Consider the following 20,355-nt stretch of genomic DNA (forward strand, 5'->3'; position numbering starts at 1 on the left):
CAAGACCAGCTGGTACGTGCTCACTGGCGCCCCGTTCCGGAAAGACGACCACCGTGCGACTGCTGCGCTACCGCGGATGCATCACGACGATCGAGCACGCCCGCCATTACATCGACCTGCAGCGACTCGAGGCAGGAGTGTCGGCGCTTGGGTGCATAGTGCTGTTGATCGATATGAAGCGCATCTACCTCGACCAGCTGCATTGGGTCACGCTTGCTCGCGTGGCGATGGGTGTCGACACCTCGCAGTCTCGACGAGATGTCTACGATCTCGTCTTGTATTCGAGTGAGAACGGCATCGCTTCGTTTCCGCTTTCGGCGGCTCACTATGAGGAGACGCTCAAGCGCGGGGATCCGCGCTCTCGGCAAGAACTCGGCATGGTGATGCACCAGGTATCGCGAAGTCACTCGATGTGCGGAATCAATGAGCTGTTGCGACCAGAAGCCGTGATCGCTCTCGCCCAGTGGCACTCTCTGCCGGCGCCCCCCGAGCCTCGAGTCTTTGGGATTGGGCTGAGGCATGCCTTCGGAAGCCCGCGGATCAGCTATTTCTCGTCGCCCGAGGTCGAGCGGCGGGCAGTCGCCACGTATGGACGGGACGCGGTTGACAGCTTCTTCGAGGAGGGTCTGATCATGGGGCCGCCGGAGAGACTGCCGTCAAACGGGATCGGGCGGCCGTCCGAGAAGTGGAACCATGCGCAACTCGACGGCGAGCGGGCGATCACGGCGCGCGTTTCAGCGGCTGGACACTCTCCGCAGCGTGGCCGGGACATCGTGATGTATGAGGAGGGAACTCACGCTTTGAAAGTGGTCAACGAGCTCGCTGCAGGATACGGCCTTCCGGCGGTGGTCCCCGAGTCTCGTGACGATGTCGAGGCGATCGTGTACGCAATGCCCTCCAAGGCTGTGCTGACGAGAATGAGGATGTCGGCACACGAGAACGAGCGATTCAAGTGGGAGCTGGGCGATCTGGGCGACTTGGCCGGACTTGCTCCGGCAGCCGCGTATTGCGATGTCGTCGTGACCGAGAAGAAGTGGGGCTCAATCTTGGCGCGTCACCAGCGGCACTTGAAGGCCCGCATCACCACGCGCCTCGAAGACCTTCCCGAACTGCTTATAGCCTCGTGAGGCGTGGCCCGCGACACCGCGCGGCTTGCCACTATCTCCACCCCGATGCACTGGCGTCGGAACGGGTACCTAGCTCGGCGCGAGACGAAGAGCCCTCTCGGTGAAGAACCTCACTTCCCCGTTTGTGTCTTCGATACCGAAGACCAACTTGCCGGAGGGAGTGGCCGTACGTCGACGACCGTGCCGCGTCCGCGCACAGTGAATACGTCAGCGCCGGGCGTGACGATCGATTCGCTCATGGACGAGATTATCCATGCGGCAGGGTTGGTGGGTCTCGCTCGCGATAATCATGGCTTCCGCATCCTGGATCCTAGATGCGGGTGACGTCCGGTCCGCGGGTAGAGGCGTGCGCTTGAGATCCCCTTGGAGCTCGGGTAAGAGGGACCGGCCGTCACCAACTCATGCTGCAGTCCTCCCGTGTGCTACGCCGTGCGCCAACGCAATTGGCAGAGCTGTGTCGGTCTCTAGGGGAGCTCGTCGACCGTGACTTCGAGCCCCGGTGGCCCGGGGAGAGGTGTCTCATCTTTGAATGAGGCCTTGAGAATTCGCACCTTGCCGCTCTCGTCGAGATATCCGGAAACGGCAGTCGCACCGGCGGATTGCCGCGACTCCTTCTGCGCCAGGGCGAAAGCGTCGCCGCCCATTAGGCGGTCGAGCCACTCCCGTGTCCGACTGATGACGCCGCCGAGGAACTCTGCGAGGATGAACTCCCGCCCGTCGTCGCTCACTACCGAGAATCCGGGCGTCAGAGTCGCGAGTTGACCTGGATCGGGATGCAGTGTGTGGGTGGCGCTTCGAATCCGCAAGGCCATCACGCCGTTCTGGATTTCAACCGGCGCGCGCTGCATCTCATAAACAAGATCTGAACCAGACGCCGTCTCCGCTGGCTCCATTTTGAGATCGAGGCTTCCGGTGCCGACTCGCTCGAGACGGAGCTTCCCGGAGATCAGGCCGCGATGCTTGTCGAGGATATCGAGGCGGTGGAGCAACCAGAGGAGACTGTCCTCACGCGCGACTCCGTCCACCCAGGGCTGTAGGCGGCGAAGACGTTCGAGGTACACCGCCGGGACCGATTCCAGATTCTTGACCTGCTGGTCCCACTCTGCTTGGTTCTGGGTAATGACGAAGGCCACCCTGCCGGGCTTCGTCGGTTCCGCGCCGTCTAGTGTCGCGAGCCCCCAGACGACGGCATCAAGAACGCCACGAAGGTTGTGCAAGGTGTCGCCCAGAATGAGCGACCACTCGTCGACTGGTGGCGGCGCCTTAGCAACGATCCGGAACTCCACAGCGTGCTCGTCGACCTGATGCAGCTCAGCCAGCAGGCTTTCCGAGGCCGACCACTCATCAATTCGGCCGCGGAGCTCATTGGCGAGGTGTACTGCCCGGGCATACTTCATCTCCGCGCGATTGGTGAAGTTGATGCCGGAGCGCAGGAGCGGCTCGTTGGGAGTGGGCATGTTGGACGACTTCGCCATAGCTCAAGTTGTAGCGCACACGCTAGATCTAGCCGAGCATCCACTCGACGAAGGCGGCCCGAGGCCGCTCGAGCGCGCGTCAAGCGATCCACAACACGACGGGCGCGACGACGCCAGCGACAGGATCCAGAGTGCTGGGTCGGCGCAAGAGTCCTCGATCGGGTGGGAGTGGTCGAAACGGTTGAGGGATCTAGTCTCCGGACACGCCGGGGGACTCAGAGAGAGTTCCTCGACCTGCCCACACGGGGGTGGAATGTGTTGCATCCGTGCAACGTTTAGTGTTGCATAGATGCATCATCACGAGGAGCCATCATGAGCCGCGCAACCGAAGTCTTCTGGGAAGACCTTCGCGAAGACCTGAAGGACCCTGAGTTCCTTCGCGAGTACGTGTCGAGCTGGGTTCGGATCACGACGACTGACACGATCATCAACGAACTGGATGACGTGCGCGTGGAAGCCGGCATCTCGAAGGCAGAACTCGCGCGGGCTATCAACGCTGACCCCGCCTCCCTGCGGCGACTCTTTAGTGCGACTCGCTCGAATCCGACTCTTGGTACTCTTGCCGAGATCGCCGCGGCTCTCGGGATGCGTATCACCCTCGAACCACTCGACCAGGAGGGACTCGCAACTACCACGCGGCCGCTCCTCGACGGAGCTACCGCGGATCCGAGCGGGTTGGTTTCCCGCCTAGGGGCGACCACCCTCGTATAGCGAGCGGGGGTTCCTCGAGCGGTACTCCTCGCCGAGTTGCCGGACAGCCTCATAGTCGGCCGCGGACAGTGTGCTACGGAAGACCTTCACGCGTCCGTCGATGACCACGAGAAGCGGCCGATCTACACCGATCGCTTCGTAATCGAGCAGGCAGAACAACCGATAGTGAGTCCTACCTGGACCGTCGATGCGTAGCTCAAACCAACCGGTCATCTCGCCGTGCATCGCTTCCCAGTACCCACCGCCAGCGAATCGCTTCGGGGGAGCCTCCGCGACAGCGGCGAGAGAAGCTCGGGCCTGAGCTCGCACCCCAGTCGGAAAGCCGTTCAGCATCCGGCGACCTGGGGCGTCGCGGCTAGCGTCGTCATCCGCATGACGCTGGAAGAAGACGATGGAGTGCGGGTCATCGCTTGAGCTTCGGCTACGTGCAGGTTCGAAGGGCGCTAGAGTAGTCCGTCTGGGGCGAGCGTGCTGGCGTGCGCGCTTGTCGGGGGACATCCTGTCATGCTCCTTACCTACACGAGGGCCGAACTCGATGGTCGAGGTCGGGAGGCGAGCCGCCTTGTGGTAGTCAGTGTACAGGTAACTACCAGACAACTCTCAGGTTCGGTGAACGCTCAGGGTGGGCGCTCTCTGTGCAGTCGTAGGCTACGCAACCCGGGCGATCGGGCACGGCCGCGTTTAGCGGCGCGGTTGCCGCATGCAGGATATCCGCGGCGATGACCAGGAACGCTCCGAGAACTGCGTCGGGGCACCAGATTCGGCCCGCACTCATCCGTAGCAGCACGTAGACTAGTGGACATGAGATCCGCGGAAATCCGCGGGACTCCGCCCCTCGAAGGCACGGGTCGCCCGGCCGAGATCCACTTCAGTTGTTCTTGGTTCGAGTCCAGGTACCCCAGCGCAAGACCCGCGAGAATTCGCGGGTCTTTTCGTGTTCTGTGAGGGGACTGCTTCAGGCCGGGGTTGGCGCGCTGCTCATCGTCGACTCGCGCACGATCAGCGTCGGCGTCAAGGCCACGGACGTCGGATGTCCGCCGGCGATCACGGATTCGAGCAGGCCGAACGCCGTTCGGCCCACGTCCAGCATGGGCGAGCGGATCGTCGTCATCGGCACGGGGAGACTCGCCGCCAGCGGCGTGTCGTTGTAGCCGACGATGCCCACGTCCTCGGGGACCCGGAGTCCGTGCTCCCGGAGGCCGCCGATGGCGCCGATGGCGGCGAAGTCGTTGGTGGCGAAGATCGCATCGGGCGCGGGCCCCTGTGCAAGGAGCTGATCCACGCCGGCGCGACCGGCGGCGGCGTCGAACCCGGTCCGCACGAGTCGGTGTTCGGGGAGCGAGAGACCGTGCGCCTCCAGTCCGGCGCGGAAGCCCTCGATGCGGAGATTCGCCGTCGAGGCGTAGTCGGGTCCCGCGATCACGGCGACATCGGTGTACCCGTTGGCCGCGAGGTGCTCGGCGGCGAGGTGGCCGCCCTGCGCGTCGTCGGCGAAGGCTCCCGGATACGTGTCGGAGGTGCGCGAGGCGAGCACGAAGGGGACACGCTGCGCGGCGAGCTTCCGGAGGAGCGGATCCTCCCGGCGTGCGTCGCAGAGGATGATGCCGTCGACGCGGCGATCGAGCAGCTGGGCGACACGCGCCTCGCGCTGGGCGGGGTCGTCGAGCGAATTGGTGACGAAGGCGGCGTAGCCGTGCTCGGATGCCGCTTCGTCGATGCCCTCGAAGATCGTCGCCAGGACGAAGTCCTGCAGGCGCGGCACGATCACGCCGACCTGCAGCGAGCGGGCCGTGCGCAGGCTGGCGCCATGAGGATTCCGCCGGTAGCCGAGCTCCGCGGCGGTGACGAGGATCCGAGCCACGGTTTCCGCGCTCGCCCACCGCTCCCGCTCGTCGGCCGCGCTGTTGAGGACTCGGGAGACCGTCGAGACATCGACGCCGACGGCGGATGCCACCGTCTGCAGCGTAGGCGCCTTCGGTCGCGTCATCGCGAGGACCGCTTCCTGCGGCAGGGAGTTCCGATCACCCTCTTGACAATAGCCCAATCGTTTGGGTACCGTCGCCTTCACCCGCACACAAACGTTTGTGTGATTACGAAGACGAGGTTTCGACATGGCGTATCTCTCAGCGCGCACCGGGGTTGCGGTACCCGTGGCCGCGGGTCAGCAGCTGACGGTGACAAACACCCACGGGCAGCAGGTCGTCGACATGTGGGCGTTGGACGCCCACGACGCATCCCGATTCGTTTCCGCTCCGCACACCTGGATGCGGACCGGACGGCTCTCGATCCGAGCCGGCGACGAACTGTCGGACACCGCTCGGCGCCCGCTGCTCGCGTTCGACGAGGACACGAGCAGCGGCGAACACGATCTCCTCATCCCGAGCTGTGACATCGCCCGCTATCGAGAACTGGGCGTAGAGGGGTATCACGACAACTGCCGTGACAACTACTTCGAGGCCCTCGCAGCGGCCGACATCGAGCCGCTTCCGTTCGTCCCGCAGCCGCTCAACCTCTTCATGCGCGTCCCGATCGCGGCCGACGGATCCGTCTCCATCCAGCCGCCGGTCTCGAAGCCGGGCGACCGCGTGCGATTCACCGCACTGGAGGATGTGATCGTCGTGCTCTCCGCGTGCCCACAGGACCTCGCACCGACCAATGGCCCGGGACGCGTGCCGACCGGCGTCGCATACGAGGTCGTGGGCGCAGCCGAAGGCGCACGATGATCGCCATCGATCACCTCGAGCGATCCGAGCGCTTCACCATGCTCTCGTGGGCGGTAGCGCCGCGACCGATCGCGTGGGTCAGTTCGATGAGCCTCGATGGCACGCGAAACCTCGCTCCGTTCAGCTTCTTCACGATCGCCTCGACGGACCCGCTCGTGCTCATGATCGCGATCGAGCCCCGAGCGGACGGAACTCCGAAGGACACCCTGGCCAACGTCATGGCCACCGGTCAGTTGGTCGTGCACATCGTCGATGTCGATCGGATCGCGGAGGTCGCCCGAACCGCCGAGGAGAGCGAGGCGACCTTCGACGAGCTGGCGGACCTCTCGCTTCCGACGACCGACGCGCACGTCGTCGACGTCCCGGTGGTCGACGACTGCATCGCCGTGTTCGAGTGCGTGCTGGTCGAGACCCGGCGAATGGGGTACGAGACGCTGGTGTTCGCGCGCGTCGTGGCGGCTCGGGTCGACGAGCGCGTGATGGCCGTACGCGATCGGATCACCCCCGAGGCGATACGTCCCCTCGGCCGGATCGGCTCCACGTTCACGGACTCCGCCCGCATCGACCTGCCGCAGGTCCGTCGACGCGCTCAGCGGTGCACGGGAGCGCTGCGATGACCACGACGATCGAGGGTCGGGCGATCGATGAGACGCTCGAGCGTGCCGGACGTGCGCGCGAGGCATTCCTCCGGGTGGTGGCGGGCCGCGCTCAACGGGATGCCGAGCGTGCGGCAGGCAGCATCGGCCCGCTCGCCGGAGTGCCGTTCGCCGTGAAGGACGTCTTCGATGTCCGGGGGACCCGCACGACGGGAGCGTCACAGCTGTTCGATCACCGCCCGCCGGCCCGAGAGGACGCCGAGGCGGTTCGTCGCCTCTCCGACGCGGGAGCCGTGTGCATCGGCAAGACCACGATGAGCGAGCTCGCGTACTCGGGACTCGGCGTCAACGACCGGTTCGGCACGCCGACGATCCGACGGGAGGGGCGCGAGTACCTCATCGGCGGCTCATCGTCGGGCTCGGCCGCAGCGGTTCGAGCGGGCATCGTGCCGATCGCGTTGGCGAGCGACACGTCGGGTTCGGCGCGGATTCCCGCGGCCTGGGCGGGTGTCGCCGGGTTCCGCCCCAGCATCGGGAGGTACTCGCGCACCGGGATGCTCGGGTTGGCGCCGACCCTCGACACCGTCGGTATCATCGCCGACCGGGTCAGCCGCCTTGCGGCCGTCGACCGGGTCCTTTCCGGAGACTCAGATGGGGCCGAAGCATCGAGCGCTCCGACATTCGCCATCCCGCACGACGAATACCTGGCGTCCTGCGATCCACGTGTGCTCGAACGGTTCCATCAGGACGTCGAACGCCTCCGGTCGCTCGGTCTGCGTGTCGCACAGCGACGGTTCACCTCCCTCGATGCCGTCCGAGAGCTGCATGAGCGACACCTGCCGATCGTCGAGGCGGAGGCGCTCGCCGCCTTCGGGCCGCACCTTGCCCGAGATCCAGACCGGTTCGGCCCGGCCGTGAGGCGGAGGCTGGAGCGCGCGCGATCCCGCAGGCGCGATCGATCCCCGGCGCCTCTCTACGAAGCGATGGCGCCGCTGCGAGCTCGATACCGCGGAGAGCTCGGTGACGCGCTCCTCGTGAGTCCGCCGACCGAGATCGACGCACCGAGGCTCCATCAGGCGAGCGAGTCCCACCCGGCCCACGACGCGCTCAACCTCCGAGCGCTGGGCCTGACCATGGTGCTCAGCTACCTCGATGCTCCGAGCGTGGTCGTGCCACGAGTCCGTTCCGACGGCCGGGAGTCGACCATCCAGATCTCCGGCCGCGCGGGGGGAGACCACCACGTCCTCCACGCTGCCGCGCTCGTCGAAGACATCTAGTCCCGGCACGTACCCCGATCACCGCATCACCATTCAAAGGAGAAATGAGATGACAACGAAAAACGCCGCACCGCCGCTGAACCCACGGCTGCGGACCGTATCGAAACGGGAGACCCGAGTCGCCACCGGTATCGCCTTCCTGGCCTGGACGATCGCCGTCTACGATTTCATCCTGTTCGGCACCCTGCTCCCGCGCATCCAGGAGTCGTTCGGTTGGGACACGAGCTTCGCCCTGCTGGTCTCCACGCTGGTGAGCATCGGCACCGGCATCATGGTGCTGGCGATCGGTCCATTGGTGGATCGATTCGGCCGGCGGCGGGGAATGATGCTGTCGATCGGCGGCACCGCAGCATCCTCGGCGGCAACGGCGGCCGTGAACGGGGTGGCGGCACTCGTGGCCGTTCGGTCCGTGAGCGGCGTGGGGCTCGCCGAGTCATCCATCAATGCCACGTATCTGAATGAGCTCTACTCGCAGTCGGCGAGCGAGCGCGTTCGCCGAAACAAGGGGTTCGTCTATTCGTTCGTCCAGGCTGGATGGCCGGTGGGAGCGCTGGTGGCGGCGGCATTCGTCGCGGGCGTCACGGCCATCTGGGGCCCCGACAGCTGGCGCATCGCATTCCTGCTCGCGACGATCCCCGCGATCCTCACAGCGCTGCTCTGCAGGCGGCTCCTTGAGAGCCCCCAGTTCGAGATCATGCAGGAGGCGCGACGACAGGCGAAAGCGGGCGCACAAGCCGAGGCGCGGGAGTTGCTCGCCTCAGCAGGACTCGAACAGCCGTCGCGGGCGCCGTTCGCCAACATCTTCCGAGGAGCACACCTGCGGAACACGGTCTTCCTGTCGCTCGCGTGGGTGTTCAACTACTTCGGCCTGCAGGTGTTCTCGGTGCTCGGCACGACCGTCCTGGAGACGGGGAAGGGGCTCGACGCCGCGACGACCCTGGTACTGGTGATCGCGTCCAACGTCGTCGGCGCCGCCGGCTACATCTTCTTCGGCTGGGCCGGTGACCGTTGGGGGCGCAAGCGCGTGATCGCGGTCGGGTGGATGGCGTCCGGTGCGGCGTTCGCGGCGCTCCTGCTGGGGCCGAACGATCCGATCTTCGTGCTCACGGCGTACATGGCCGGGCTGTTCCTGATGCTCGGGCCGTACGCCGCGCTCATGTTCTTCCAGACCGAATGCTTCGACGCCGACTGCCGCGGGACCGGCAGCGCGTTCGCCTACGCGATGAGCCAGCCGGGTGCGATCATCGGCGGGCTCCTGCTCACGGGGCTCACCGCGGTCGCGATTCCCTTCTCAATCGCGGCCCTCGCCGTGGGTGCGGTCGGCCTCGTGCTCTCCGGCGTGCTGATCCTGGGCGCGCGTCCCCTGGCCATCGCCCGTCGTTCGGATGACGCGGTTGCCACAGCATCGACCCGAGCCCCAGCAACAATCAAGTGAGGAGCAGCATGTCGACACAGAGCTGGTTGCGCGGACACCCGTCCGCGGCCACCATCACCTTCGATATCGATGCCGAAACGCCCGTCCTGGCCGAAGGGCGACGATTCGCCACCCATGCGATGACGATGTCGCATCAGGCATTCGGCCCCGACGTGGGGGTGCCGCGCCTGCTCGACATGCTCGATCAGGTCGGGGTGGCGGCGACGTTCTTCGTTCCCGGTTGGGTCGCAGAGGTGCGGCCATCGCTCGCACCGAGCATCGTGGAGCGAGGCCATGAGGTGGCGCACCATTCGTACAGCCACCGGTCGGCGACCGAACTCACGCCCGCCGAGGAGCGCGAGGACTTCGAGCGTGCATTCGAGGTGTTCCAATCGCAGGGCATCGAGTTGTCGGGTCATCGCGCGGCGATGTGGGAGGCGACGACGAACACGCCGAGACTGATCCGCGAGTTCGGCCTCACCTATGACTCATCCCTGATGGGTGACGACAAGCCCTACCGCCTCGTCGCCGAGGGTCAGCGGCCGCTTGCGGAGCTCCCCGTGCACTGGTCGCTGGACGATTGGGAGCAGTACGCGTTCCTGCCTGCGCCGGTGATCGGGAGCGCCATCGAGTCGCCGGCGAAGGTCCTGGAGATGTGGAAGCTGGAGCTCGATGCGATGCGCGAGTTCGGTGGGCTGTTCAACCTGACCTCGCACCCGTTCCTGACCGGACGTCCGAGCCGCACGGTCGCGCTGCGATCGTTGATCGAGTACGGATTGGAACGCGGCAACCGCTTCGCCACCTGTCGCGAGATCGCAGCCGATGCGCTCGAGGACACGACGCTGCGAGAGCTGCCCGAGGAGCGCCTGATCGTCGACACGTCGGCATATCCGTTCCCGGACTGAGCCGGGCCGGAAGCGCGCGCCGGGCGTCACGAGCCCGGCGCGCGTCACCGATCCCGCGTCAGATGTCCGCCTGCCTGGGTGCCAGGGGAGTGGGGTCCATCGGCTGGTCGTTCGCGGTCAGGTCGATATCGAGGTCGCGGGCGTAGACCACCCGGGTCGCGATCTGCACGTCGTCACCGTTCTCGGTGAGCTCGAACACGCGGCCGCCGCGCATGCGGTTGCGCTCGGCACCCGGCAGCCCGTAGGCGCCGAAGCCCGTGCCGGGCGCGTATCCGAGCAGCACGCCGTAGTAGTCGCCGACGTAGTCGTTGACGTGATCGTGTCCCACGAACACGCCCTTCACGTCGCCGCGCTCGAGGATGGCGTTGAACATGCCCGAGTTGAACGGCCCAGGGCACTCGTCCTCGTTGCGCTCGCCGACGATCCCGTGCCGGGCGCGACCACGCGCGGCATCCGCCTCGGTTCGCGTGTCGACACCGCCCCACCACATGAAGCGGTGCTCCCAGAGCGCGATGTGGATGAACATGAGGCCCGGCAGCTTACGACCGAGCCGCTGTTCGAGCTGCTGCGACTCCTCGCGGTACCACGCCACCTGGTCCATGCGCAGCCAGTCCCAGGTCGGGTAGCCGGCGAAGTCCTGGCCGGCGATCGCGCCGGGCGCATACCGGCCCGAGTCGAGGAGCCAGAGTGCGAAGGCCTCCCTCGGCCCGGCAGCGGAGGTGATCGGCACGATCGTGTTGCCGGTGCCGGTGAGGCCGGCGATGTTCGCGGCGTTCAGGTTGTAGTCGTAGCTGCGGTAGAAGTCGAGCATCCCCGCCTCGTCGACGCCCGACTGGGGCAGCGAGTCCTCGTCGTGGTTGCCGTAGGTGACCGCCCACGGGATGCCGCGGCTCTCCATCGGCCACACGACGTTGTTGATCGCCTGCTTCACGGCGAGCCGCGTCTCGCAACCGCCGGTGATGACGTCGCCGTTGATGAGCACCATGTCGGGCTGCTCCTGATCGAGGGTCTTCTCCATGAGTTCGACGGTGCGCCGGTCGGTGCGCTCGTCGTCCTGCGTGTCGTTGAACTGCACCACCTTGAACGTTCCGTCGGGGTGGAACGCCAGCTTGGGCGCCGTCGCACGGGGGCTTCCCGCGGGCGACATCCGCCGCGTGTCGCCGGGTGCGGCGCTCGCCGCGTTCGCGGCGGTGGGCAGGGCCGCGCCCAGCACGCCGAGCCCTCCGGCGGTGAGGATCGTTCGGCGGCTGAATGGCAGCTTCTCGGTCATGCTCTGTTCTCCTTCGTCGCGCGCGGTCGGTTCGACCCGTGTCGCGTGCGACGTTAGGCAGCGTGGGTGTCCCGGGTGGGAAGAGCAGATGAACGACGTCCCGGCACGAAGCGAGGGGCCCGTCCCGGAGAAATGGACGGTACCCCTCGTTCCCCTTGGGTGGCGGGCTCGTGAGCCGCGGGAATCCGATCGCCGCGGGCAGTCCGCACATCATACGCAGGCGACGCGATCGCCAGAAGTCCCCAGAACTCGGGTCGTCGAATGCGGGCCATATCGACCCCGGAGCGCGGCCCATCCGCGCGACTCACCCCCGCAGCCCCTTTACAGGGGGGACCCGCTGAGGTTGCATGGGGAGGAGGACGGGGACTCGACTCGAAGTCCGTACGCTGTTGACGACAGGTGGAGGTGAACCCGTGGACGCTCGGAACAAGCGCAACCGCGACTTCGCCGAGACCCGCACGCCGCTCGGCGTCCTCGGTGGGTTCGTCGGCCTCATCGCGACGAGCGCGGCCGCGGCGACGCTCGTGACGGTGGGCATCACGCCGACCATCGCGACCGTCGGGATCGCGGCATCCGGCACCATCGGCATGTTCGAGAACCTGCCCAGCTACCTCGAGATCGGCGAACTCTCGGAGAAGAGCGACATCTATGCGACGGCCTCCGACGGCACGCCCGTGCTGCTCGCGTCGTTCTACGACCAGAACCGGGTCGAGGTCGGCTGGGACCAGATCAGCCAGTACGTGAAGGATGCCGCGGTGGCCGGCGAGGATCCGCGTTTCTACGAACACGGCGGCATCGACCTGCAGGGCACCATGCGTGCGGCGGTGACGACCGCGACCGGCCGGGAGACGCAGGGCGGTTCATCCATCGCGCAGCAGTACGTGAAGAACGTGCGCGTGCAGGAGTGCGAGCGCGACGCGGCCACCGTGGCACTCGAGGACCTCACCGACGAGGAGCAGGCGGCCCTGACGGGCGACGAGCGATTCGCACTCATCGAAGAGGAGCGGCTCGGATGCTACGACAAGGTGACCGAGACCACGATCGATCGCAAGCTCAAGGAGATGCGGCTGGCGATCGGCGTCGAGAAGCGGTACAGCAAGAGCGAGATCCTGCTCGGCTACCTCAACATCGCCGGCTTCGGCGGCACCGTGTACGGCATCGAGGCCGCGGCCAACTACTACTACTCGACCACCGCGGCGAACGTGACGCTCGCGCAGGCGGCGTCGCTCCTGGCCATCGTCAACAACCCGGCGAAGTTCAAGATCGACAAGCCCGACGATGAGGCGAACGGCGCCGCCAACGGCTACGCCGAGAACCTCGGCCGGCGCAACTACATCCTGCGGCAGATGCTCGACGAGCAGAAGGTCACGAGGGCGGAGTTCGACGAGGCGATCGCCACGCCGGTGGAGCCCGCCATCACCGAACCGAGCACCGGGTGCCAGACCGCACTCGGACGCGGATTCTTCTGCGATTACGTGAAGAACATCCTGCAGACCGATCCGACCTTCGGCGAGGATGCCGAGACCCGCATGCTCAACTTCAAGCGCGGCGGGTACCAGATCTACACGACCCTCGACCTCGACCTGCAGCACGCGGCGGAGGAGGCGATCGCCATGAACGTGCCGCAGACCTACCCTGGGTGGGACCTCGGCGCGGTGGTCTCGAGCGTGCAGGTCGGAACCGGGCGCGTCCTCGCCATGGCGCAGAACAAGAGCTACAGCCAGGATCCCCTGGTCCTGCAGCAGGGTCCGCAGTTCACGAGCATCAACTACAACACCGACTTCGACTACGGCGGCTCCCGTGGTTTCCAGCCGGGTTCCTCCTACAAGGTCTTCACGCTGGCGCAGTGGCTCATCGAGGGCCACAGCCTCGCCGAGCGCGTCGATTCCCGCCGGAAGAGCAACTGGGGCGTCTTCCAGGACAGCTGCCTGGGGCCGCACTTCGCGGGCGATTGGAACCCGAGGAACGACGCGAACGAGCCGGGCGCCAACTACAGCGCGCTGGAGTCGACGATCGGCTCGATCAACACCGGCTTCGTCGGCATGGCCAAGCGGCTCGACCTGTGCGGCATCCGCAAGACCGCCGAGGCGTTCGGCGTGCACCGAGCCGACGGCGCCCCGCTCTTCCAGGGCCCGTCGTCGGTGATCGGCACCAACGAGGTCGCGCCGCTCTCGATGGCCGTGGCGTTCGCGGGCATCGCGAACAACGGGGTCACCTGCACGCCGATCGCGATCGACCGCATCGTGGGCCGCGACGGCGAGGAGATCCCGCCGCCGAAGTCGACGTGCACCCAGTCGGTGCCGCCCGAGGTCGCGTCCACGATGCACTACGCGCTCGGGCGCGTGATGACGGGCGGCACCGCCACCGCCTCGTATTTCGGCACCAAGCCGCGTGTGCCGCTCATCGGCAAGACGGGGACGACCGACGGGTCGAAGGACACGTGGATGGTCGGCGCCAGCACGAAAGTGGCGACCGTCGCCGCGGTGGTGAGCGTGAACGGCGAGGCGAACCAGCGCGGCATCTCCTTCGACAGCGGCGAAGCAGCCACCGCCCGGCATCGGATGTGGCCGCACGTGATGTCGGTGGCCGCCGCGAAGTACGGCGGGGATCCGTTCCCCGAGTCGTTCGGGCCAGGTGCGCCCTCGTCGAACTCGAACGATTCCGACGGCTCGGATGCGGAGACGACCGGTTCCGACGGGCCGGGGAACAGCGATGGCGGCCGTGGCAACGGAAACGGCGGCGGGGACGACGACGACGACTGACGTCGGCGCCCCGCGACGCCCGATCGCAGGTCCGTGGCGCGACATCCCTCGCCCGTTCAGAAGTCGAGCGTGTCTCCCGGCTCGAGCGCCACGTACTCGCCGCCGCCCTGCTCGGTCGCCCAGCCGAGGCGCGCATTCGACAGGGCCTTCCCGGCCTGCGAGAGCACCATCTCGTGCGTGGGGAACGCACGCCGCGGTGCCACGGCCATGACGTAGTCCATCGACTCGGCGACCTTCATCCAGGGCGCGCCCGCGGGTGCCGCGAGCAGCTCGACGTCGACGCCCTCGGGCACCGCGAACGAATCGCCAGCGTAGTACAGCCGGTCGTTCACGAGTACGCCGACGTTGTCGACGACGGGAATCGAGGAGTGGATCACCGCGTGCCGGCCGCCGAAGAATCGCAGCCGGAACGGCCCCACCGCGACCTCGTCGCCGGCCGTGACCGTCTCGACCGGGAATCCGGATGCCGCCGTCGAGACCCCGGCCGGACCGAAGATGCGCACCCCCGGGTTCGCGTCGACGATGCGTCCGAGCTGCTCGGGCGTCCAGTGGTCGTCATGCTGATGGGTGATGACGACGGCGACCGCGCCCGCCGACTCCGTGATGGGCGTGGTGAACTTGCCGGGGTCGATGTACAGCTTGTTCCCGGAGTCCTCGATGACGAGCGCGGCGTGTTCGAGCTTGGTGAGTCGCATGCGTCGAGCCAACACCGCCCGTCGGTTGCCGCGCAAGTCGCTCGGCCTGCCAGAATCACTCCATGGATCGTGCCCCCCGGCGCCTCATCGTCGCCGACAACCCGGCCGCCTCGTTCGGTCGCCATCGCGGGGTCGGGCCGGCCGTCGCCGAACGCCTCATCGTGGAGGGCTACGACGTCTCGATGGTGCGCGAGCCGAACTTCGAGCTGCTCCGCCGTGAGACGGAGCAGGCGTTCGCGCAGGGCACCGACGGCCTCATCGTCGTCGGCGGGGACGGCATGGTCTCGCTCGCCGTCAATCTCGTCGCCGGCACCGGCGTGCCGTTCGGCATCGTCCCCACCGGCACGGGCAACGACCTCGCGCGCGGACTCGGCCTGCCGTTCGACGACCCCGCCGCCGCGACCGAGGAACTCGTCGCCGCGCTCGAGCGGCCGCCGCGACCGATCGACGCGGGCATCATCCGCCACGGCGGGCACTCGACGTACTTCGCATGCGTGGTGTCGGCGGGCTTCGACGCCATCGTGAACGAACGGGCGAACCGGATGGTCCGGCCTCGCGGTCCGAGTCGCTACACGCTCGCGCTCATCCGCGAACTCGCCACCTTCCGGCCGAAGAAGTACACGATCACGATCGACGGCGTACGGCGCGAGCAGCGCGCCATGCTGGTGTCGGTGGCCAACAACCCATCGTTCGGCGGGGGCATGCGCATCGTGCCGCACGCCGACCTCGCCGACGGGTTGCTCGACGTGTTCATCGTGCATCCGCTGTCTCGGGTGGGCCTGATGAGGGTGTTCCCGAAGGTGTTCGCGGGCGAGCACACCGACCATCCGGCCGTCGAGTTCGTGCGCGCCCGGAAGGTGGTCATCGAGGCCGACGACATCGTCGCCTATGCCGACGGCGAGCGCATCGGCGCCCTCCCGATCGAGGTCGAGGCGGTACCCGGAGCCGTCTCGGTGTACGCGTGAACGGAGCGGGGATGCCGCAGCCGGCTCGATTTTGCGGGAGCCCCGCGCCTGTGCCATACTCTTCGAGTTGTCGATTTCGGCCCCATCGTTTAGCGGCCTAGGACGCCGCCCTCTCACGGCGGTAGCGCGGGTTCAAATCCCGCTGGGGTCACAACACTGAAAACCCCCGGTCATCCGGGGGTTTTCTGCATTTCAGGTGCGGGGTTCGCGGCGCCCACTCGGGACGAGCAGCGGAGCGAGCAGCTCCAGGAGCGCCTGCTCCGTCTCATCGGGATCGAGCCCGCCGTCGAGGCGAAGGATGCGCCACGTCGTCGCGTCGCAGATCGCGATGACCTGGGCGAGTCGACGTCGACGGATCGACTCGTCGCCGCCCGGATCGAGGTGGTCGCCGAACGCCCGGCGGCACCAGTCCAGGTGGTACTCCCTGCCGCGTGCCGCGAGTTCGGGCAGCCCCGGCACGAGCGGCGCCTCGGCGTACGTCTTCAGGATCAACCCGCCGTAGCGCTCGTAGTGATCGACCAGTGCGCGGATGGTCTCGGTGGGCGACGCGTGCGCCGCCGCCTCGCGGGCCGCGGCGATGCGACCGAGCTCGCGTTCGACCGTCGTCGTCATCAGGCCCGGCTTCCCGCCGAAGCGCCTGATGACGGTCTGCACCGTCACGCCCGCGTCGGACGCGATGTCCTCGAGCCGGATGCGATCGTACGGCGTGACGGCGAGTCGCTCCAGCATCGCGTCGACGATGCGCTCGCCGGTGAGCTCGGCGGCGTCGGCGCGGGCGGACATCCGATACGGTCGTGATTTCATGTTAATTACGCTAACATCAAAATATGGACACCATCACCGAACACGCCGAGCGGGTCGCCACCCGGCTCGGCAGCCTCAACGTCCGAGTGCTCGGAACCGGTCGAACCACCGTGCTCTGGTCGTCGATGTTCGTCGACAGCCACACGTGGGACCCGATCCTTCCGCTGCTCATGGAGGGCGACACGACGCCCCGCCGGTACGTGCTCGTCGACCCGCCCGGCCTCGGCCTGAGCGAGCCGTTGCGTCGGCGGACCAGCATCGCCGAGGCGGCGGATGCCGCGCGCGACGCGCTCGATGCACTCGGGGCGACCGGCCCGGTCGACTGGGTCGGCAATGCCTTCGGCGGTCATGTCGGGCTGAACCTCGCCACGGATCCCGAACTGCTGCGCAGCCTCGTCGCCATCAGCTCGCCCACCGAGGCCATCACGCCCGAGCTCCGTCGGAAGATCGCGCTGCTGAAGCCGATCCTGCGGATCGCCGGGCCGGTGCGACCGGTTCGCGACGCCATCGTCGACGGCATGCTGACCGAGGCGTCGGCCGCCGATCCCGAGATCCTCGGGGTCGTCGTCGGCAGCCTGCAGCGGCCGACCCGCGCGAGCATGGCCAGTGCGCTGCGTTCGTTCATCATCGACCGCACCGACGTCACCGAACGGCTCGTCGAGATCCGCGTGCCCAGCCTCTTCGTCGCCTCCGACGACCGCGGCGATTGGAGCCCCGATGACGCGGCACGGGCGGCTGCGCTGACGCCGGACGCGACGGCCGTGACCATCGCGCGATCGCGAACCCTCATCCCGCTGGAGCAGCCGCGGGAACTGGCCGACCGGATCCTCGCCTTCTGGACGCAGCTCGCGTGACGCGTCCGCCCCGCGGCATCCCTCGTCGATCGTTCGGCTAGACTCGTGCGAGCGAAGGGGAGTATCCCGCGGGGCGAACGTGCCTCGAGCCACGATCGTCAGTACGAGCGCCGAAGACGCCGCTCCGGGCGTGGCGGCGCGCCGTCGGCGCGACCGGGAGAGACTTTCGGGTTCACCTGACCCCTCATCGGAAGGCCGCTTGTGCTCGAACTCCCCGTCTGGTTCGAAATCGGATCCCTCGTCGCCCTGACGCTCATCCTCGTCGCCGACCTGCTGCTCGTCGTCAAGCGCCCGCACGTCCCCTCGTTCCGCGAGTCGACGCTCTGGGTCGTCTTCTACGTCGCGCTCGCCCTGATCTTCGCGCTGCTGATGTTCCTGCTCGGCGATGCGGAGCACGCGGGCCAGTTCATCGCGGGCTGGCTCACCGAGTACAGCCTGTCGATCGACAACCTCTTCGTCTTCGTGATCATCATGGCGCGCTTCGCCGTGCCGAAGAAGATGCAGCAGGAGGTGCTCATGGTGGGCATCATCCTCGCCCTGCTCTTCCGCGGCGTCTTCATCCTCCTCGGCGCGCAGCTCATCGAGAACTTCAGCTGGGTCTTCTACATCTTCGGGGCCTGGCTCGTGTGGACGGCGATCCAGCAGGCCTTCCTGCACCGCGAGGAGAGCGCCGAGGAGAACGAGGGCCGGCTCATCCGGATGCTCCGGAAGCGGGTGCGCATCTCCGACGACTACGACGGCATCAAGCTGCGGACGACGGTCGACGGCAGGCGCATGTTCACGCCCATCATCATCGTGTTCATCGCGATCGGCACGACCGACCTGCTGTTCGCCCTCGACTCCATTCCCGCGATCTTCGGCATCACGCAGAGCGCGTTCATCGTGTTCACGGCCAACGTGTTCGCGCTCATGGGCCTGCGCCAGCTGTACTTCCTCCTCGGTGGACTCCTCGAGCGGCTCGAGTACCTCAAGTACGGCATCGCGTTCATCCTCGCCTTCATCGGCGTGAAGCTCGTGCTGCACGCCCTGCACGTGAACGAGCTCCCGTTCCTCAACGGCGGCCAGCCGGTCGAGTGGGCGCCCGAGATCTCGACCTGGGTCTCGCTCGGCGTCATCGTGGCCGCCATGGCGGTGGCGACGATCGCGAGCGTGGTGAAGGCCCGGATCGATTCGCAGCGGCGAGGCACGAAGCTCCTGGAGGAGGTGCCGCACTTCACCGAGGACAGTTCCCGGCCCGAGCGGTGAGCGCGGCGGCGACGGCTCTCCACAGCGGGCGGCGATCGGAGCCGGGACTTGCTAGCGTTGTGAGGCGGCGCCTGGGTGGGGCGCCCGGGCCGGTGGGCCCGGTGGCGAGCTGCGGCGAGGAGCAACGTGTCGGATGATGGCGAGGACGTCGTCCCACTCCCGCGCGGTTCGGCGGTGATCGCGCACAGCGCCCAGAGCGACGTGGGGCGGGTGCGCAGCGTCAACGAGGACTCGTTCCTCGCCGAGGCGCCGGTCTACCTCGTCGCCGACGGCATGGGCGGCCACGCGCGGGGCGATGCGGCGAGCCGAGCGGTCGTCGAGACGTTCCGCCGCCACCTCGAGGGTGGCCGGCCGTCGACGCCCGAACAGGTGCTCGACGCGATCCACAGCTCGAACGACGCCGTGCGGGCACTCACCGGGGAGGGCGAGGAGGGCACCGCCGTCGCGGGCACGACGCTCACGGGGGTCGCGCTCGTCGACGCCGGCGACGGAGCCGGCTTCCACTGGATGGTCTTCAACATCGGCGACTCCCGGGTATACGAGTGGGACGGCCGCACGCTCGAACAGCTGAGCGTCGACCATTCCGCCGTGCAGGAACTCGTCGATGCCGGGCTGCTCCGCGCCGAGGAGGCCGAGCGTCATCCCGAACGCAATGTGATCACCCGCGCGATCGGCGCCGACGACGTCGTCGACCCCGACATCTGGCTCATTCCGGCAACGGGCCGGCAGGTGTTCCTGATCTGCTCCGACGGACTCTCGAAGGAGGTCGACGACGAGCGCCTGGCGCACATCCTCGCGGGCGACACCGGGCACGCGGCTGGGCTGGCCGGCGAGCTCGTCGACGCCGCGCTCGAGCATGGCGGCCGCGACAACGTGACCGTGATCGTCGTGGAGTCGGAGCTCGGCGTCGTCGGCGGCGACGACGAGGAGGCGACGCGCGACCGGCCCGCCGCCCATCCCGACGAGGACACGACGCCCCGTGGCGTAGGAGGTGGGAATGGCGACGTACCGTCCTGACCCGGCGGCCGCGTGGCTCGCTGCGGTGCGTGGCGGGGTCGTCCTGATGGCGCCCGCCACCGCGGCGGGCGACCTCGTGGCGCTCTGGCGCGACCTCACCGCGGCCGACCCCACCTCGACGGTCCTCGATCGGCTGACCGCGGGTGGACTCGCCGCGACGCCGTCGTTCGCGCTCGTCGTGCGCGACGCCGAGCGCGGCTCGACGCGCGTCGTCGTGCGGGGCGAACCGAGCGTGCGGGCCGGCGACACCGAGGTCTCCGGTGCCGGGGTCGCGACGTGGGCGGAGCGGGTGGTGTCGGGCGACGTCGAGGTCGTCGTGCCGGATGCGGCTCCCGATGGCCCCGATCTGCCCGTCGTCGAGGGCATCGTGCCGTCGTCGTCGGTGCGCTCGGAGGTCGTCGAGCCGGTCGCGGTGCCGGTTGCGCCCGCGCCCGCGCTACCGGCTGCGCCCGCGCCCGCGCTACCGGCTGCGCCCGCGCTACCGGCTGCGCCGGCCGCGCCCGCCGTGCCGGTCG

17 protein-coding genes, 1 tRNA gene and 1 pseudogene are annotated in these 20,355 nt (G+C 67.8%); 14 read left to right on the top strand and 5 right to left on the bottom strand.

Going from position 1 to position 20,355, the window contains the following annotated elements:
- Positions 1 to 53 precede the first annotated feature (53 nt).
- Positions 54 to 1,127 (top strand): hypothetical protein, encoded by a 1,074-nt coding sequence (locus EZM51_RS20535; protein ID WP_169053837.1) that lies wholly within the window; start codon positions 54 to 56, stop codon positions 1,125 to 1,127.
- A gap of 464 nt (positions 1,128 to 1,591) precedes the next feature.
- Here the strand turns inward: EZM51_RS20535 and EZM51_RS09765 are convergent, their stop codons facing one another.
- Positions 1,592 to 2,602, bottom strand: coding sequence for a hypothetical protein (locus tag EZM51_RS09765; protein ID WP_136708054.1), 1,011 nt, complete (start codon positions 2,600 to 2,602; stop codon positions 1,592 to 1,594).
- A 312-nt stretch (positions 2,603 to 2,914) separates the two neighbouring features.
- On the opposite strand from EZM51_RS09765, the gene EZM51_RS09770 reads away from it, so the two are divergent.
- Positions 2,915 to 3,313, top strand: coding sequence for a helix-turn-helix transcriptional regulator (locus tag EZM51_RS09770; RefSeq protein WP_136708055.1), 399 nt, complete (start codon positions 2,915 to 2,917; stop codon positions 3,311 to 3,313).
- A gap of 955 nt (positions 3,314 to 4,268) precedes the next feature.
- Here the strand turns inward: EZM51_RS09770 and EZM51_RS09780 are convergent.
- Positions 4,269 to 5,267, bottom strand: coding sequence for a LacI family DNA-binding transcriptional regulator (locus EZM51_RS09780; protein ID WP_248305563.1), 999 nt, complete (start codon positions 5,265 to 5,267; stop codon positions 4,269 to 4,271).
- Positions 5,268 to 5,424: 157 nt separating this feature from the next.
- On the opposite strand from EZM51_RS09780, the gene EZM51_RS09785 reads away from it, so the two are divergent.
- The 5 genes from EZM51_RS09785 to EZM51_RS09805 are packed head-to-tail and all read left to right on the top strand — an operon-like array spanning position 5,425 to position 10,228.
- Positions 5,425 to 6,036 carry an urea carboxylase-associated family protein gene (locus EZM51_RS09785; protein ID WP_136708057.1) on the top strand — a complete coding sequence of 204 codons (612 nt, stop codon included), beginning with the start codon at positions 5,425 to 5,427 and terminating at the stop codon, positions 6,034 to 6,036.
- Complete coding sequence (locus tag EZM51_RS09790; RefSeq protein ID WP_136708058.1) at positions 6,033 to 6,653, top strand: flavin reductase family protein; 621 nt, start codon at positions 6,033 to 6,035, stop codon at positions 6,651 to 6,653. Before EZM51_RS09785 ends, EZM51_RS09790 begins: the two co-directional genes overlap by 4 nt.
- Positions 6,650 to 7,909, top strand: coding sequence for an amidase family protein (locus EZM51_RS09795; RefSeq protein ID WP_136708059.1), 1,260 nt, complete (start codon positions 6,650 to 6,652; stop codon positions 7,907 to 7,909). Before EZM51_RS09790 ends, EZM51_RS09795 begins: the two co-directional genes overlap by 4 nt.
- Positions 7,910 to 7,958: 49 nt before the next feature.
- Positions 7,959 to 9,344, top strand: a complete 1,386-nt coding sequence (locus EZM51_RS09800; protein ID WP_136708060.1) for an MFS transporter — start codon at positions 7,959 to 7,961, stop codon at positions 9,342 to 9,344.
- 8 nt (positions 9,345 to 9,352) lie between these two features.
- Entirely contained in the window at positions 9,353 to 10,228 is an 876-nt protein-coding gene (locus tag EZM51_RS09805) for a polysaccharide deacetylase (protein WP_136708061.1), read from the top strand.
- Between the two features lie 58 nt (positions 10,229 to 10,286).
- Here EZM51_RS09805 and EZM51_RS09810 read toward each other — a convergent pair whose 3' ends face one another.
- Positions 10,287 to 11,498: a metallophosphoesterase family protein gene (locus EZM51_RS09810; RefSeq protein ID WP_169053854.1), complete on the bottom strand. Its 1,212-nt coding sequence runs from the start codon at positions 11,496 to 11,498 to the stop codon at positions 10,287 to 10,289.
- 413 nt (positions 11,499 to 11,911) lie between these two features.
- Between EZM51_RS09810 and EZM51_RS09815 the strand changes: the two genes are divergently transcribed.
- Positions 11,912 to 14,260, top strand: coding sequence for a transglycosylase domain-containing protein (locus EZM51_RS09815; protein WP_169053855.1), 2,349 nt, complete (start codon positions 11,912 to 11,914; stop codon positions 14,258 to 14,260).
- 56 nt (positions 14,261 to 14,316) lie between these two features.
- Here EZM51_RS09815 and EZM51_RS09820 read toward each other — a convergent pair whose 3' ends face one another.
- Positions 14,317 to 14,955, bottom strand: coding sequence for an MBL fold metallo-hydrolase (locus tag EZM51_RS09820; RefSeq protein ID WP_136708063.1), 639 nt, complete (start codon positions 14,953 to 14,955; stop codon positions 14,317 to 14,319).
- A 62-nt stretch (positions 14,956 to 15,017) separates the two neighbouring features.
- On the opposite strand from EZM51_RS09820, the gene EZM51_RS09825 reads away from it, so the two are divergent.
- Both EZM51_RS09825 and EZM51_RS09830 read left to right on the top strand, forming a co-directional pair.
- A complete protein-coding gene (locus EZM51_RS09825; protein WP_136708064.1) occupies positions 15,018 to 15,920 on the top strand; it encodes a diacylglycerol kinase family protein in 903 nt (300 codons plus the stop codon).
- 78 nt (positions 15,921 to 15,998) lie between these two features.
- Positions 15,999 to 16,071 (top strand) — tRNA-Glu (locus EZM51_RS09830).
- Between the two features lie 41 nt (positions 16,072 to 16,112).
- Here the strand turns inward: EZM51_RS09830 and EZM51_RS09835 are convergent.
- The gene (locus tag EZM51_RS09835; protein ID WP_136708065.1) at positions 16,113 to 16,724 is read right to left on the bottom strand and encodes a TetR/AcrR family transcriptional regulator; all 612 of its coding nucleotides are present in this window, start codon (positions 16,722 to 16,724) and stop codon (positions 16,113 to 16,115) included.
- 23 nt (positions 16,725 to 16,747) lie between these two features.
- On the opposite strand from EZM51_RS09835, the gene EZM51_RS09840 reads away from it, so the two are divergent.
- The 4 genes and pseudogenes from EZM51_RS09840 to EZM51_RS09855 form a co-directional block, all read left to right on the top strand.
- On the top strand, positions 16,748 to 17,578 hold the full coding sequence (locus tag EZM51_RS09840) for an alpha/beta hydrolase (protein ID WP_136708066.1): 831 nt from the start codon (positions 16,748 to 16,750) through the stop codon (positions 17,576 to 17,578).
- Positions 17,579 to 17,779: 201 nt separating this feature from the next.
- Positions 17,780 to 18,823 (top strand): TerC family protein, encoded by a 1,044-nt coding sequence (locus EZM51_RS09845; protein ID WP_136708067.1) that lies wholly within the window; start codon positions 17,780 to 17,782, stop codon positions 18,821 to 18,823.
- A 126-nt stretch (positions 18,824 to 18,949) separates the two neighbouring features.
- The gene (locus tag EZM51_RS09850; RefSeq protein WP_248305564.1) at positions 18,950 to 19,840 is read left to right on the top strand and encodes a protein phosphatase 2C domain-containing protein; all 891 of its coding nucleotides are present in this window, start codon (positions 18,950 to 18,952) and stop codon (positions 19,838 to 19,840) included.
- Positions 19,821 to 20,355, top strand: a pseudogene (locus EZM51_RS09855) (hypothetical protein); the annotation flags it as partial. The gene EZM51_RS09850 and the pseudogene EZM51_RS09855, both read left to right, overlap by 20 nt.

Origin of the sequence: Agromyces sp. H66 (genome assembly GCF_004959775.1) — a bacterium.
Taxonomy (GTDB): Bacteria; Actinomycetota; Actinomycetes; order Actinomycetales; family Microbacteriaceae; genus Agromyces.